This window comes from Pseudomonas lactis (assembly GCF_001439845.1).
In the GTDB taxonomy this organism is placed as follows: Bacteria; Pseudomonadota; Gammaproteobacteria; order Pseudomonadales; family Pseudomonadaceae; genus Aquipseudomonas; species Aquipseudomonas lactis.
Genome location: NZ_JYLO01000023.1, coordinates 62,381 through 77,565 on the forward strand (window position 1 = coordinate 62,381; position 15,185 = coordinate 77,565).

13 protein-coding genes are annotated in these 15,185 nt (G+C 60.4%); 9 read left to right on the top strand and 4 right to left on the bottom strand.

Going from position 1 to position 15,185, the window contains the following annotated elements; all coding sequences use genetic code 11:
- The first annotated feature begins 41 nt into the window (after positions 1 to 41).
- The 9 genes from TX24_RS29330 (at position 42) to TX24_RS29370 (ending at position 9,960) form a co-directional block, all read left to right on the top strand.
- Complete coding sequence (locus TX24_RS29330; protein WP_003188962.1) at positions 42 to 797, top strand: DeoR/GlpR family transcriptional regulator; 756 nt, start codon at positions 42 to 44, stop codon at positions 795 to 797.
- Between the two features lie 259 nt (positions 798 to 1,056).
- Entirely contained in the window at positions 1,057 to 2,595 is a 1,539-nt protein-coding gene (gene glpD, locus TX24_RS29335; protein ID WP_003188959.1) for a glycerol-3-phosphate dehydrogenase, read from the top strand.
- Positions 2,596 to 2,959: 364 nt separating this feature from the next.
- Positions 2,960 to 3,886, top strand: a complete 927-nt coding sequence (locus tag TX24_RS29340; protein ID WP_003188957.1) for a glutamate/aspartate ABC transporter substrate-binding protein — start codon at positions 2,960 to 2,962, stop codon at positions 3,884 to 3,886.
- 194 nt (positions 3,887 to 4,080) lie between these two features.
- Positions 4,081 to 4,827, top strand: a complete 747-nt coding sequence (locus TX24_RS29345; protein ID WP_003188956.1) for an amino acid ABC transporter permease — start codon at positions 4,081 to 4,083, stop codon at positions 4,825 to 4,827.
- Positions 4,827 to 5,498: an amino acid ABC transporter permease gene (locus tag TX24_RS29350; protein ID WP_003188954.1), complete on the top strand. Its 672-nt coding sequence runs from the start codon at positions 4,827 to 4,829 to the stop codon at positions 5,496 to 5,498. Before TX24_RS29345 ends, TX24_RS29350 begins: the two co-directional genes overlap by 1 nt.
- Positions 5,495 to 6,229, top strand: a complete 735-nt coding sequence (locus tag TX24_RS29355; RefSeq protein WP_003188952.1) for an amino acid ABC transporter ATP-binding protein — start codon at positions 5,495 to 5,497, stop codon at positions 6,227 to 6,229. The genes TX24_RS29350 and TX24_RS29355 overlap by 4 nt, the downstream gene beginning before the upstream one ends.
- Positions 6,230 to 6,386: 157 nt before the next feature.
- Positions 6,387 to 8,288 (top strand): two-component sensor histidine kinase AauS, encoded by a 1,902-nt coding sequence (gene aauS, locus TX24_RS29360; protein ID WP_057712008.1) that lies wholly within the window; start codon positions 6,387 to 6,389, stop codon positions 8,286 to 8,288.
- Positions 8,285 to 9,622: a two-component response regulator AauR gene (aauR, locus tag TX24_RS29365; RefSeq protein ID WP_003188948.1), complete on the top strand. Its 1,338-nt coding sequence runs from the start codon at positions 8,285 to 8,287 to the stop codon at positions 9,620 to 9,622. Before aauS ends, aauR begins: the two co-directional genes overlap by 4 nt.
- A complete protein-coding gene (locus TX24_RS29370) occupies positions 9,622 to 9,960 on the top strand; it encodes a GlpM family protein (RefSeq protein WP_034135823.1) in 339 nt (112 codons plus the stop codon). Before aauR ends, TX24_RS29370 begins: the two co-directional genes overlap by 1 nt.
- 150 nt (positions 9,961 to 10,110) lie before the next feature.
- Here the strand turns inward: TX24_RS29370 and TX24_RS29375 are convergent, their stop codons facing one another.
- From TX24_RS29375 to TX24_RS29390, 4 genes are all read right to left on the bottom strand, one after another.
- Positions 10,111 to 11,508: a sigma-54-dependent transcriptional regulator gene (locus TX24_RS29375; protein ID WP_003188944.1), complete on the bottom strand. Its 1,398-nt coding sequence runs from the start codon at positions 11,506 to 11,508 to the stop codon at positions 10,111 to 10,113.
- Positions 11,498 to 13,276: a sensor histidine kinase gene (locus TX24_RS29380; protein ID WP_057712009.1), complete on the bottom strand. Its 1,779-nt coding sequence runs from the start codon at positions 13,274 to 13,276 to the stop codon at positions 11,498 to 11,500. The genes TX24_RS29375 and TX24_RS29380 overlap by 11 nt, the downstream gene beginning before the upstream one ends.
- Positions 13,276 to 14,400: a GNAT family N-acetyltransferase gene (locus TX24_RS29385; RefSeq protein ID WP_057712010.1), complete on the bottom strand. Its 1,125-nt coding sequence runs from the start codon at positions 14,398 to 14,400 to the stop codon at positions 13,276 to 13,278. The genes TX24_RS29380 and TX24_RS29385 overlap by 1 nt, the downstream gene beginning before the upstream one ends.
- 66 nt (positions 14,401 to 14,466) lie before the next feature.
- On the bottom strand, positions 14,467 to 15,185 hold a 719-nt coding region (locus tag TX24_RS29390), incomplete at its 5' end, for an alpha/beta hydrolase (protein ID WP_057712011.1).

Genomic DNA, 15,185 nt, shown 5'->3' on the forward strand with positions numbered 1-15,185 from the left:
CATCATGGGCCACTTTTGTATGGCAGCCCAAAGGACGCCCCATGAATCTGCCTCCCCGCCAACAACAAATCCTCGAACTGGTCCGCGAACGCGGCTATGTCAGTATCGAGGAAATGGCGCAGCTATTCGTTGTCACCCCGCAAACCATCCGCCGCGATATCAACCAGTTGGCGGACGCCAACCTGTTGCGCCGCTACCACGGTGGCGCAGCCTATGACTCCAGCGTCGAGAACACCGCGTACGCCATGCGTGCCGACCAGATGCGCGACGAGAAGCAACGCATCGGCGAAGCCATTGCCGCACAGATTCCCGATCACGCCTCGCTGTTCATCAACATCGGCACCACCACCGAATCCATCGCCCGTGCGCTGCTCAATCACAGCCATCTGAAAATCATCACCAACAACCTCAACGTCGCCACCATGCTCAGTGCCAAGGACGACTTCGATGTGTTGCTCACCGGCGGCAATGTGCGCCGTGACGGTGGCGTGGTCGGCCAGGCCAGTGTCGACTTCATCAACCAGTTCAAGGTCGACTTTGCCCTGGTGGGCATCAGCGGGATCGACGAGGACGGTAGCCTGCTGGACTTCGATTACCAGGAAGTGCGGGTTTCCCAGGCAATCATCGCCAATGCGCGACAGGTGATTCTGGCGGCAGACTCCAGCAAATTCGGGCGCAATGCCATGATTCGCCTGGGGCCGATCAGCCTGGTGGACTGCCTGGTGACTGACCAACAGCCGGTGCCGGCGTTGGTGCAAGTGCTGAATGAGCACAAGGTGCGGCTGGAAGTGGTGTAGCGCCTGTTCAGGCGTCATCGCGGGCAAGCCCGGCTCCCACAGTTTGAAATGCGGTCAAATGTGGGAGCCGGGCTTGCCCGCGATGACGGCCTCACTAACACCAATACATTCACCTTTGTTCATAATTCTTCCTTTCCCCACCCTTCGATGAGTTTTTTCAATCGAAGTCGGGTGGCTGTGCCCGCAATTATCAGCTACCATTTTCGCAAATGAACATTCATGTTCGAATTCCAAGACGAAAAGATCGCGAGGCCAGCCGATGAACCCTTCCACCTTGCCTGCTCCACCGCTTGCCGAAGTCTATGACGTTGCCGTAATTGGTGGCGGGATCAATGGCGTCGGGATTGCAGCAGACGCAGCCGGTCGCGGTTTGTCGGTATTCCTTTGCGAAAAGGATGACTTGGCCAGCCACACCTCTTCGGCTAGCAGCAAGCTGATCCATGGTGGCCTGCGTTACCTGGAACACTACGAATTCCGCCTGGTGCGTGAAGCCCTGGCAGAACGGGAAGTGCTGCTGGGCAAAGCGCCGCATATCGTCAAGCAAATGCGCTTCGTACTGCCGCATCGCCCGCACCTGCGCCCGGCGTGGATGATTCGCGCCGGATTGTTCCTGTATGACCACTTGGGCAAGCGCGAGAAACTGGCAGGCTCCAAAAGCCTCAAGTTTGGCGCCGACAGCCCGTTGAAAAGCGAAATCACCCAAGGTTTCGAATACTCCGACTGCTGGGTCGATGATGCTCGCCTGGTCGTGCTCAACGCCATGGCGGCCCGCGAGAAAGGTGCGCACATCCACACGCAGACCCGTTGCGTCAGCGCCCATCGCAGTAACGGCCTGTGGGAAATGAACATGGAGCGTGCCGACGGCAGCCTGTTCTCGATCCGCGCCCGCGCGCTGGTGAATGCTGCCGGCCCTTGGGTGGCCAAATTCATCAAGGACGACCTGAAGCTGGATTCGCCCTACGGCATCCGTCTGATTCAGGGCAGCCATCTGATCGTGCCGCGCCTGTACGAAGGCGCCCACGCGCATATCCTGCAGAACGAAGACCAGCGCATCGTCTTCACCATTCCGTATCTGAACCACTTGACTATCATCGGCACCACCGACCGCGAATACACCGGCGACCCGGCTGCAGTGGCGATCACCGAAGGTGAAACCGACTACATGCTCAAGGTGGTCAACGCGCACTTCAAGAAACAACTGAGCCGTGACGATATTGTTCACACCTACTCCGGCGTGCGCCCGCTGTGCAACGACGAGTCAGACAACCCATCGGCCATCACGCGCGATTACACCCTGGCCTTGTCCGGCGGCACCGGCGAAGCGCCGATCCTGTCGGTGTTCGGTGGCAAGCTGACCACCTATCGCAAACTGGCTGAGTCGGCCATGGCCCAACTGGCGCCGTACTTCACCCAGATGCGCCCAAGTTGGACTGCCACGGCGAGCCTGCCCGGCGGCGAAAATATGAGCACCCCTGAAGCCCTGGCCGACGCCATCCGCGCCAAGTTCGACTGGGTACCGAGCGAGATCGCCCGCCGCTGGTCCACCACTTACGGCAGCCGCACCTGGCGCCTGCTGGAGGGCGTGCAATCGCTCGCCGACCTGGGTGATCACCTGGGTGGCGGCCTGTATACCCGCGAAGTCGATTACCTGTGCGCCGAAGAGTGGGTGACACAACCGCAGGACGTGCTGTGGCGCCGCACCAAGCTTGGCCTGTTCACCACCGAGCAGGAGCAGGAAAACCTGCAACGCTACCTGTCCAAGGTCGAGCAGAGCCGCAGCAAGATCGAAGCCGCCTGACCGCCCTACCGTGTAGGAGCGAGCTTGCTCGCGAAAAACCTGAGAACGCCGCGTTTATTCAGCCTAAACGCGGCGTTTTTGCGTTTTTCGCGAGCAAGCTCGCTCCTCCAGGCTATTCGGTTTTCCGAACAAGCTCCTGTGCGCTATTCGGTTTGCCGGACCGGCCACCAAAAATATCGCCGAAACAAAAAGTTAATTTCCATATAAATCATGCAGTTATCCTTTTATTTTCGGTATGGCACGACTCATGCTCTACACTCTTCAACGATTGCCTGAGGCGCCTTAGGAGCCGTCACGGGCAGTCGCTGTACAAGAGAGCCGTTCAGCTGGCTTCATAAAAAAAACAAATGTCGAGGAAGTATTGATGCGCATCGTTCCCCATATCCTGGGCGCAGCTATCGCTGCTGCTCTGATCAGCACTCCAGTTTTTGCCGCCGAACTCACCGGCACACTGAAGAAAATCAACGACTCCGGCACCATCACTCTCGCTCACCGCGACAGCTCCATTCCGTTTTCCTACATCGCGGATGGTTCGGGCAAACCCGTGGGCTACTCCCACGACATCCAGTTGGCCGTCGTCGAGCAGCTGAAAAAAGACCTGAACAAACCCGACCTCAAAGCCAAGTACAACCTGGTGACCTCGCAAACCCGTATCCCGCTGATCCAGAACGGCACCGCGGATCTGGAGTGCGGCTCCACCACCAACAACACCGAACGCGCCCAGCAAGTTGATTTCACCGTCAACATCTTCGAAATCGGCACCCGTTTGCTGGTCAAGAAAGACAAGGAAGGCAAGCCGTCCTACGCTGACTTTGCCGACCTGAAAGGCAAAAACGTGGTGACCACCGCCGGCACCACGTCGGAGCGCATCATCAAGGCGATGAACGCCGACAAGCAGATGGGCATGAACGTCATCTCCGCCAAAGACCACGGCGAATCCTTCCAGATGCTCGAAAGCGGCCGCGCCGTTGCATTCATGATGGACGACGCCCTGCTGGCCGGTGAAGAAGCCAAGGCCAAGAAGCCTGATGACTGGGTCATTACCGGTACTCCACAGTCATTCGAAGCCTACGCTTGCATGGTTCGCAAAGGCGACCCGGACTTCAAGAAAGCCGTGGATGACGCCATTGTCGCCCTGTACAAGTCTGGCGAGATCAACAAGATCTACGCCAAATGGTTCGAAAGCCCGATCCCACCAAAGGGCCTGAACCTGAACTTCCCGATGAGCGACAAGGTCAAGGAGCTGATCGCTAACCCTAGCGACAAACCAGCGCCAGAAGTAAAAATCTGATACCTGACTAAGCTTATGTCCTGAGGGAGCCAACCCTCCCTCAGGCGTCTGTAATTACCTGCTGGTTTTAACTTGGAACACTCGACCTGGCGGTTTTCGAGCCGATCGTGTGTGCCTGGCGTTCAACGTCAGGCGGGAACGGATCTTCCCCAAGCGGGTGCTTGTACATCGATCGATCTCGAGGGGAGACCCTAATGAATTACAACTGGGACTGGGGCGTGTTCTTCAAGTCCACCGGCGTGGGCAGCGAGACTTATCTCGACTGGTACCTCTCCGGGCTGGGCTGGACCATCGCCATCGCTATCGTGGCATGGATTATCGCCTTGCTGCTGGGCTCCATTCTGGGGGTCATGCGCACTGTGCCAAACCGCCTCGTATCGGGCATCGCGACCTGCTACGTGGAACTGTTTCGTAACGTGCCGCTGCTGGTTCAGCTTTTCATCTGGTACTTCCTGGTACCGGACATGCTGCCGCAGAACCTGCAGGACTGGTACAAACAAGACCTGAACCCGACCACCTCGGCCTACCTGAGCGTCGTGGTGTGCCTGGGCCTGTTCACCGCCGCCCGTGTGTGTGAACAAGTGCGTACCGGTATCCAGGCGCTGCCACGCGGCCAGGAATCCGCGGCGCGCGCCATGGGCTTCAAGCTGCCGCAGATCTACTGGAACGTGCTGCTGCCCCAGGCTTACCGCATCATCATTCCGCCGCTTACCTCGGAATTCCTCAACGTGTTCAAGAACTCCTCCGTGGCGTCCTTGATCGGCTTGATGGAACTGCTGGCGCAAACCAAACAGACCGCCGAGTTCTCGGCCAACCTGTTTGAAGCCTTCACCCTGGCCACGCTGATCTACTTCACCCTGAACATGAGCCTGATGCTGCTGATGCGCGTGGTCGAGAAGAAAGTCGCAGTGCCCGGCCTGATCTCCGTGGGGGGCAAATAATGGACTTCGATTTCAGCGGCATCATCCCCGCCATTCCAGGCCTGTGGAACGGCATGGTCATGACATTGAAGCTGATGGTCATGGGCGTGGTCGGCGGCATCATCATCGGGACTATCCTGGCCCTGATGCGCTTGTCGTCCAACAAACTGCTGTCCCGCGTGGCCGGCGCCTACGTGAACTACTTCCGCTCGATCCCCTTGCTGCTGGTGATCACCTGGTTCTACCTGGCGGTGCCGTTCGTGTTGCGCTGGATCACGGGTGAAGACACCCCGATCGGCGCATTCACCTCCTGCGTCGTGGCGTTCATGATGTTCGAAGCCGCGTACTTCTGCGAAATCGTACGAGCCGGTGTGCAGTCGATTCCCAAGGGCCAGATGGCGGCGGCACAAGCCATGGGCATGACCTACGGCCAGACCATGCGCCTGATCATCCTGCCCCAGGCGTTCCGCAAGATGACACCGTTGCTGCTGCAACAGTCGATCATCCTGTTCCAGGACACTTCCCTGGTCTACACCGTGGGCCTGGTGGACTTCCTCAACTCCGCCCGCTCCAACGGCGACATCATCGGCCGCTCCAACGAGTTCCTGATCTTTGCCGGTGTCGTCTACTTCATCATCAGCTTTTCCGCCTCGCTGCTGGTCAAGCGTCTGCAAAAAAGGTTTGCCGTATGATCTCTATCAAGAACATCAACAAGTGGTATGGCGACTTCCAGGTGCTGACCGATTGCAGCACCGAGGTTAAAAAAGGCGAAGTGATCGTGGTGTGCGGGCCATCCGGCTCGGGCAAATCCACCCTGATCAAGTGCGTCAACGCACTGGAACCGTTCCAGAAAGGTGACATCGTGGTCGACGGCACCTCCATCGCCGACCCGAAGACCAACCTGCCAAAACTGCGTTCGCGCGTGGGCATGGTGTTCCAGCACTTCGAGCTGTTCCCGCACCTGACCATCACCGAAAACCTGACCATCGCGCAGATAAAGGTGCTGGGCCGCAGCAAGGAAGAAGCCACCAAGAAGGGCCTGCAACTGCTCGACCGCGTGGGCTTGTCGGCACACGCCCACAAGCACCCTGGCCAGCTCTCCGGCGGCCAGCAACAACGTGTGGCGATTGCCCGCGCCCTGGCCATGGACCCGATCGTCATGCTGTTTGACGAACCGACCTCGGCGCTGGACCCGGAAATGGTCAACGAAGTGCTCGACGTGATGGTGCAACTGGCCCACGAAGGCATGACCATGATGTGCGTGACCCACGAGATGGGCTTTGCGCGCAAAGTGGCCGACCGCGTGATCTTCATGGACGCCGGCAAGATCATCGAAGACTGCCCGAAAGAAGAGTTCTTCGGCGACATCAGCGCCCGCTCCGAACGTGCGCAGCACTTCCTTGAGAAAATCCTGCAGCACTAAAAGCAACTCGCTCCAGCCCTGTAGGAGCGAGCTTGCTCGCGAAAGACGAAAACGATAACGCGTGTATCCAGGATTAACGCGCTGCCCTTGAGTTTTTCGCGAGCAAGCTCGCTCCTACAGTTGGCAGGCGAGAAGTAGCTGACCCAAGGCATCTGTGATGAAATGCGACCCCAATCAATATCGCGCCGCGCCGCCATCACTTGCCGTGAAGCCTCGTCTGATACGCCAACTGTTCCTGCCGCCGTTGATCATCGCCCTGATGGTCGGCCTGGGTTATATCGGCTTCTGGGTCAGTGACTACTACGGCATCCGCACCCTCAGCGACAATGGCGAACGCCAGTTGGAGCTGCACGCCCGCACCGTCGAAAGCGAACTGAGCAAGTACACCTACCTGCCCAGCCTGCTGGAACTGGAGTCCAGTGTTTCCCAACTGCTCGCCGACCCGAACCAGGAAACCCGCAAGACGGTCAACGACTACCTCGAAGGTCTGAACCGCCGCAGTCGCAGCCGCGCCATCTATGTGATGGATACCACCGGCCGCGTGCTGGCCACCAGTAACTGGCGCGATGCCGACAGTTACCAAGGTGAGGACCTGTCTTTTCGCGCCTATTTTCAGAACGCCGTACGCGGCCAGCCCGGCCGTTTCTACGGCATCGGCAGCACCAACGGCGAGCCCGGCTATTACCTGGCCCATGGCCTGGAAGAACACGGCAAGATCATCGGCGTCGCCGTGGTCAAGGTGCGCCTCGAAGCCCTTGAAGAACGCTGGCAACGTGCGCGCCTTGAAGCCTTCGTAAGCGACGAGAACGGCATCATTATTCTTTCCAGCGACCCGGCGCGTCGCCTCAAGGCCGTACGCCCCTTGAGCGATGACACCAAGGACCGCCTGGCCCACAGCCTGCAATATTACTGGGCGACGCTCAATGAACTGCAACCCCTGGCCCGTGAACGCCTGAACGAAGGTACCGAGAAACTGACCTTTCCGGCCAACACCGAAGTGGTCAACGACCAGCACGCCGTCAGCTACCTGGCGCAAACACGCCCGCTCAACGACACGCCGTGGAATTTCACCCTGCTCACCCCACTTAACGACCTGCGCCGCGCCGCGATCAACCAGGGCATCCTGGTGGCCGTCGCCTTTGGCCTGGTCGCCTTCCTGCTGATCGCCTGGAACGAACGGCGCAAGGTCATCGCCACCCGCCTCGCTGCGCGGGAAGCCTTGCAGGAAGCCAACAGCCAGCTTGAGCGGCGGATCGCCGAGCGCACCGCCGACTTGCGCGCCAGCAACGAACGGCTCAAGGGCCAGATTCGCGAACGACGCCAGGCCGAAGAAACCCTGCGTCACGCCCAGGACGAGCTGGTGCAAGCCGGCAAGCTCGCAGCCATTGGCCAGATGTCCACCAGCATCGCCCACGAACTGAACCAGCCGCTGGCGGCCTTGCGCACGCTGTCGGGCAACACCGTACGCTTCCTTGAGCGCGGCGCCCTGGACACCGCCAGCACCAACCTCAAGACCATCAACGAACTGATCGACCGCATGGGTCGCATCACCGCCAGCCTACGTTCCTTTGCCCGACGCGGTGACGACCAGGGCGAGGCCAGCCTCGGCAAAGCCGTGGACGCCGCGTTCCAGGTGCTCGGCGCGCGCCTGGACAGCCTGCCGTTGACCGTGCACCGTGATTTTGCCAATGCCCAATTGCAGATCGACCAGACTCGCCTGGAGCAGATCCTGGTCAACCTGATCGGCAACGCCCTCGATGCGATGCAGGCCCAAGCGGCGCCGCAACTGTGGTTGGAAGGCCAGAGCGGCGATGGCAAATACCGCCTGTTGGTGCGTGACAATGGCCACGGCATCGATCCCGAAGCACGCAAGCATTTGTTCGAACCCTTTTTTACCACCAAGCCCGGCGAACAAGGCCTGGGCCTGGGCCTGACCCTTTCCGCGAGCCTCGCGGCCGCCACCGGCGGCAGCCTGGCCGTGGAACATCCGGCCAATGGTGGTACCGCCTTTGTCCTGAACCTGCCATTGGTGGGCGCTCAACGAGTTGAGTCGACATGAATACACAAGCCCAAGACCTCACCGTCCTGATCGTCGAAGACGACCCCCATGTACTGCTCGGTTGCCAGCAAGCACTGGCGCTGGAAGACATTACCAGCGTCGGCGTGGGCAGCGCCGAAGAAGCGCTCAAGCGCATCGGCGAAAACTTTGCCGGCATCGTCATCAGCGACATCCGCTTGCCGGGCATCGACGGCCTGGAACTGCTGACCCGCCTCAAGGCCCTGGATAAAAGCCTGCCGGTGGTGTTGATCACAGGCCATGGCGATATCTCCATGGCGGTGGGCGCCATGCGTAACGGCGCCTACGACTTCATGGAAAAACCCTTCTCGCCCGAACGCCTGGTGGACGTGGCACGCCGCGCCCTGGAACAACGCGGGCTGGCGCGGGAAGTCTGGTCGCTACGTCGGCAACTGGCCGAGCGCGACTCGCTGGAAGGCCGCATCATCGGCCGCTCGCCGGCCATGCAAAACCTGCGCGAACTGATTGCCAATGTCGCCGATACCTCGGCCAACGTGCTGATCGAAGGCGAGACCGGCACCGGCAAAGAACTGGTCGCGCGTTGCCTGCATGATTTCAGCCGGCGCCACACCCACCAGTTCGTTGCCCTCAACTGCGGTGGCCTACCGGAAAACCTGTTTGAAAGCGAGATTTTTGGCCACGAAGCCAACGCCTTCACCGGCGCTGGCAAACGTCGCATCGGCAAGATCGAGCATGCCCATCAAGGCACGCTGTTCCTCGATGAAGTAGAGAGCATGCCGATCAACCTGCAGATCAAATTGCTGCGAGTGCTGCAAGAACGCACGTTGGAACGCCTGGGTTCGAACCAGAGCGTGGCGGTGGATTGCCGGGTGATCGCCGCTACCAAGTCCGACCTCGACGAGTTGAGCCGCGCCAGCCAGTTCCGCAGCGACCTGTACTATCGCCTCAACGTCGTCACCCTGGAACTGCCGCCCCTGCGCGAGCGGCGTGAAGACATCCTGCAACTGTTCGAGCACTTCCTGCAGCAATCGTCGCTACGCTTCGACCGCGCCGTGCCGGAGCTGGACAACCAGACCCTGTCCAGCCTGATGAGCCACGATTGGCCAGGCAACGTGCGTGAGCTGCGCAACGTCGCCGAACGCTTCGCCCTCGGCCTGCCCGCCTTCAAAAAAAGCGGCGCCGGCAGCGGCAGCCAAGGGGTTGCCTTTACCGAGGCGGTGGAAGCCTTTGAGCGCAACCTGCTCAACGATGCCCTGCAACGCAGCGGCGGCAACCTGACCCAGGCCAGCCAGGAACTGGGGATGGCCAAGACCACCCTGTTCGACAAGGTCAAGAAATACGGGTTGAGTCACTGATGGATCTGTTCTTGAAGGCTGCGCTTGGCGCCGCAGTGGTGCTGATCCTGGCGGCGCTGGCCAAGACCAAAAACTATTACATCGCAGGCTTGGTGCCGCTGTTTCCCACTTTTGCGCTGATCGCCCATTACATCGTCGGCAAAGGCCGTTCGATTGAGGATTTGAAGACCACGATCCTGTTCGGGATGTGGTCAATCATTCCCTACTTTGTGTATTTGGCGACGCTGTATGTGATGGTGGATCGAATGCGGTTGGAGGCATCGCTGGCAGTCGCTGCCGTGGCCTGGTTGATGGCCGCGACGGTGCTGGTCAGCGTGTGGGTACGCCTCCACACCTGACACAACGCGGCAGATCGTTCCCACGCTCCCGCGTGGGAATGCAGCCAACGACGCTCCGCGTCCACGCGCGTGACGCAGAGCGTCACCAGCGGCACTCCCACGCGAAGCGTGGGAGCGATCATCGCAGGCAAGCCAGCTCCCACACTCAGATCAGCGCACGATCTTGTCTACCTGAATCCCCAGCTTCTTCAGGCGATACCAGAAGCTCCTCTCGGAAATCCCGATCCGCTGCGCCGCCGCAGCCTGCACCCCATTGCTCTCCTGCAACGCCGCAAGAATATAGGCTTTCTCCACTTCGGCCAGCGCCGCATCCAGATCCCGCGGCAACCCCGGCCCGTCGCTGAGGATCGCGGTCACATCGCCCTCGCTCGGCTTGGAAGCAAACAGATACCCCGGCAAATCAATATCCTCGATCACCGATGAAGCCGCCACGATGGTTGCGCGCTCCACGCAGTTTTGCAGCTCGCGGATGTTGCCCGGCCAGTGATACGCCGCCATGGCTTGCAAGGCCTCGGGGCTGAAGCCGGTGATGCGTTTGCCGGTGGTCGCGCTCAGGGTGTGGGCGAAGTGGCGCGCCAGGGGCGCGATGTCTTCCACGCGTTCGCGCAAGGACGGCAACGGAATCGGGAAGACATTGAGGCGGTAATACAGGTCTTCGCGAAACTCCTTGGCCGCCACCGCATCCAGCAGGTTCTTGTTGGTGGCGGCAATTACCCGTACATCCACCTTGCGCTCGCGGGGGTCGCCTACCGGCTCGATAACCCGCTCCTGCAAGGCGCGCAGAATCTTGGCCTGCAACGCCAAGGGCATATCACCCACCTCATCCAGAAACAGCGTGCCCTTGTCGGCCTGCATGAAGCGCCCTACCCGGTCAGCCACGGCGCCGGTGAACGCGCCTTTGCGATGGCCAAACATCTCGCTTTCCAGCAGGCCTTCCGGAATGGCCGCGCAATTGACCGCCACGAAGGGTTGGTCGGCACGGCTGCCATGCTTGTGGATGGCACGGGCGACCATTTCCTTGCCAGTGCCGCTTTCGCCGGTCAGCAGGATGGTGGCGTTGCTGTCACGCACCGAATCCACCGCCTGGAGCACCTGGCGAAACGCCGGGCTGTCGCCCACCAGGCTGTCGAACTGCGCATGCTCGTCCAGCTCGGCACGCATGCGCGCGTTGTCGCGCATGATGTCGCGAAATTGCAGGGCCTTGGCCACGGTGATGTCCAGCTCGTCAATGTCGAACGGCTTGGCAATGTAGTCATAGGCGCCGTTACGCATCGACTGCACGGCGTTTTTCACCGTGCTGTAGGCCGTCATCACGATTACCGGCAGGGTCGGATAACGCACCTTGATCTCGGCCAGCAACGCCGGCCCGTCCATGCCCGGCATGCGCCAGTCGCTGATGACCAGGTCGATGTCCTCCTCCCCCAGCACCTTGAGCGCGTGCAAGCCATTGCCCGCGCTGAACACCTGGATGCCGTTCTGGCTCAAGGCCTGGGTCAGCAGATCACAGAGCTTGGGCTCGTCGTCGACCACCAATACGTTATGCGTCATGCCCGTCCTCATCTTCACCGTCGTCTTCACCGTCAGCCGGAATGTACAGGCTGAAGGTCGCGCCGGCATCTTTCTCGCTGGCGCATTCGATGCTGCCGTCGTGACTTTCCATGATCGAATAGACTTTGGCCAGGCCCAGGCCTGTGCCCGAGGCCTTGGTGGTGACGAATGGCGTAAAGATACGCTCCACCATATCCGCAGGGATGCCCTCGCCGGTATCGGCGATGCTGATCACGGTGTTGTCGCCCACGCTGCGAATGCCCAGGGTCAGGCGCCCGCCGTCGGGCATCGCGTCGATGGCGTTGAGAATCAGGTTGAGACAGGCCTGTTTGAGCTGCTTGGCATCGGCGTAGATCGTCGCGCCAGGCGCCTGGTCGTCGATATGGGCATCAATGCGATGGCTACTCAGCTCCGGGCCGCAGAAACCGAGGATTTCTTCCACCAGGGCGCGTGCCGGTTGCTGCACGCGTATCGGCGGGTTGGGCTTGGCGAAATCGAGGAATTCGGTAATCAGGTCGTTGATGCGGCTGACTTCGCTGATGACATATTCCAGGTGACGCTTGTCGGTTTCCGCCAGGTCAGCGCGCCGATGCAACAGTTGGGTGGCGGTCTTGATGATGCCCAGTGGGTTGCGAATTTCGTGAGCCAGGCCCATGGCGACTTCACCCAGGGCATGCAAGCGGTCACGCCGACGCAGTTGGGCTTCCAGATGGTGCAACTCGCCCAGGCGTTCGGTCATGTGGTTGAAGGTGCTGCTCAATTGCGCCAGTTCGTCACCGCCACTGACCACCACACGGTGCGCATAACTGCCCGAGATCACCGCATCCACGCCCTGGGACAAATCGCGCAGGGGCTTGGTCAGGCGCCGCGACACCAACAACCCGGCCGCCAGTGACAGCGCCGAGCTGACCAGGAAGATCAGCACGAACAGGTTGCTCTGGTTCACCAACCCCACCAGGCTGGTGTGGCGTAGCAGGCCGCTGAAGATCACGCCTTGCAACTCGCCGGCGTCATTGAAAATCGGCCAGTACAAACCGCTGTATTGGTTAGTGAACTGTTCGCTGGGCTGCTTGGTGCTACGTAGGTAGGCCTCGACATTCTTGGGGATGCGCGAGGGGTGATTGGCGAAGCGCTGGGTGGAAAATATTTCGGAAAACCCTGCAGGGTTGGCCAGGTACAAACGCAGGTCGAGGGAATGCACATCGGCCACGCTGGTGAGGAAACTGCTGTCCAGGTAAGTGGCGACCAGCAACAGGTAATCCACGCCGTCACGGCTGGTTTCAAAGGTGGACACCACCAGGCCCGTGCTCACGCCGGCGACCTGCACGGTTTGCAGCACCGCGTTGCTGGTGAGGTTGATCTGCCTGACGATGTCATCGGCGGCCGTGCTGAACATCACTTTGCGGTCGCTGGTGCGAATCAGCGCGACCACGTCGATATCGGTGGCATCGGCAATGTCGGCGGTGAGCCGGTCATGCTTCTCGGCATTTTTGGACGACGGCGGGCTGGTGTAGCGCAGGAACAGCTTGGCCATGCGTGCGTTGTCGTGAAGGATGTCGCCGATTTCGTCCTTGACGATCTTGGTCGACTCTTGCAGCCAGATCCGCACGTTACTGTCGAAAATCTGCGACAGCGTGGTGGCGGCCAGTTCAGCCGCGATCATGGTGGGGATCACGCTGACCAGCCAGAACGCCAGCACCAGCTTGCGCTGGACGCTCCAACGCGAGATGGCAAAGGGGCGGGCTTTCTGGCGGGTCTTGGTAATCATCAGGTTTCGCTTATCGCAGCAGCCATGGCAGGGTCGGAACGATCCGGTCGAATAAACAGTTTTACAAGCTTGAGCAGGCCGTTGACCAGCCGGTTGCGGTGGCGGAAGAACAGGCTGTTGCCCTCGAACTCGCACCCCAGGCGCAGTTTACTGGCATACCCGGCCTGGCCGCACTCGTACACCGGAATACAGTGTTCAATACAGTAGTCGACATTGGTCAACCAGCTACGGAAGTACAGGTTGTACTCGCGGCTGAACTCAAGGTCATGACCAAAGAACTTGTCCACCAGCCGATGCTCATCCAGCAGGATCAGGTTGAACGCCACCAGGCGCTCGTCCACCCAGTACAGAACACAGACCGCCCGCTCGTGCAGGTGTTCGAGTACCCCCGTGAAGTAACCGGCGGGCAGGCGTTCGAACTGCAAGTCTGCGCGCGCAAGCGTGGCTTCATATAGGCGCATGACCTCGGGCAGCACGTCATCGATATTGCGCCGCCACTCGACCCGCGGCCCTGGTGCGCGCAGTTTGCGGCGCAGGTCCTTGCGCGTGGATTTGCCCAGCGACCCCAGGTAGGCATCCACCGAGCCATAAGGCAGCGGCAACACCCCCGTGGGCAAGCTGGGCATGCTTTGAAAACCTGCGGCAATGCAGCTCTGGGCCCAATGCGGGTCATTGGTGGGCGCATCCTTGACCGCCAGCAAGCCGATACCGAGCGCGTCGGCATCGCTGCGCGCAGCCGCCAGTAATTGCTGCAACAGCAACGGGCGCTGGGATTCGGGCACATGGCTGGCGACACCGGCATCACAGCGTTCAGCCACCGGCGAACCGATGGCGTACAACGCCAGTTGCAAAACCCCCGGCCACAGCCGCTCCAGGCGCTCGGTCAAGCGCTTGCCGGCCCCCGACACGGTGGTGTCGAGGCGATAATGGGTGACGAACGCGGCCGCCACCGCCACCAGCGTTTGATCCTCAAAGACCGCCAGGTAACGCCACTGGAAGTCATCGATCGCGGCGTTTTCCACGGCCAGGTAATAGTCCCAATCCTCCAGGGCACCGGAAAAACAATCGTTCCAGGCATCGCGCTGGATAGCCCGGATGGTCGGGTAGGCTTGGGTGGTTATCACAGATTGCCCTTATTTCTCGATCCAATGTGGGAGCTGGCTTGCCTGCGATGCAGGCGCCTCGGTACGTCAGGCAGACCTGAGTGATGCCATCGCAGGCAAGCCAGCTCCCACAGGGGCCTGCGTTGATTTTAGAACTGCGTGCTGCTCGACAAACCTGGCACTCAACTCGATCACGCGGCGGTACTGCAAATCGACCGTGATCATGTGGTAGCAGTTGTCCAAAAGGATCTTGGTCACCGGCCCGCCGAGGTGGCGCTCTACGTAATCGGCGTTCCAGCGGCTGGTAATGTCGTCCTCGATGGAATGCAGCACCAGCGCCGGCACTTTGATCTGGGGCATGCGCTTCCTGACCACGGCGTTCATACGGTGCAGCTCGCGCACGGTGATGCCTTCCATGGTCAGCAACCCCGCCTCGCTGCTTTCGCCTTCCTTCATCTGCCGCTCGACGATGGCCCGCAGGCGCTCGTTCTTGATGCCGTAGGGCGGCTTCTCTTCGAAGCTGCAAATGTGTACGCCGAACGGAATCTTCATCAGCAAGGGCGTGAGAAACGCCAGTTTGTTGATGCTCCAGCCGTCGTACTTCAAGGTGGTGGAATACATCAGCAACCCGGCAACTTGCCCTGGGTGTTCGGACGCCACATACATCGACATCACGGCCCCCATGGACAAACCGCCGACAAACACCTGCCCATGGCGTTGCTTGACCTGTACGAAGGTCTTGCGCACGCCTTCGTACCAGTCCTGCCAGCCAGTGGCCTGCAAGTCGCTGTTGTCGCCGCAGTGCC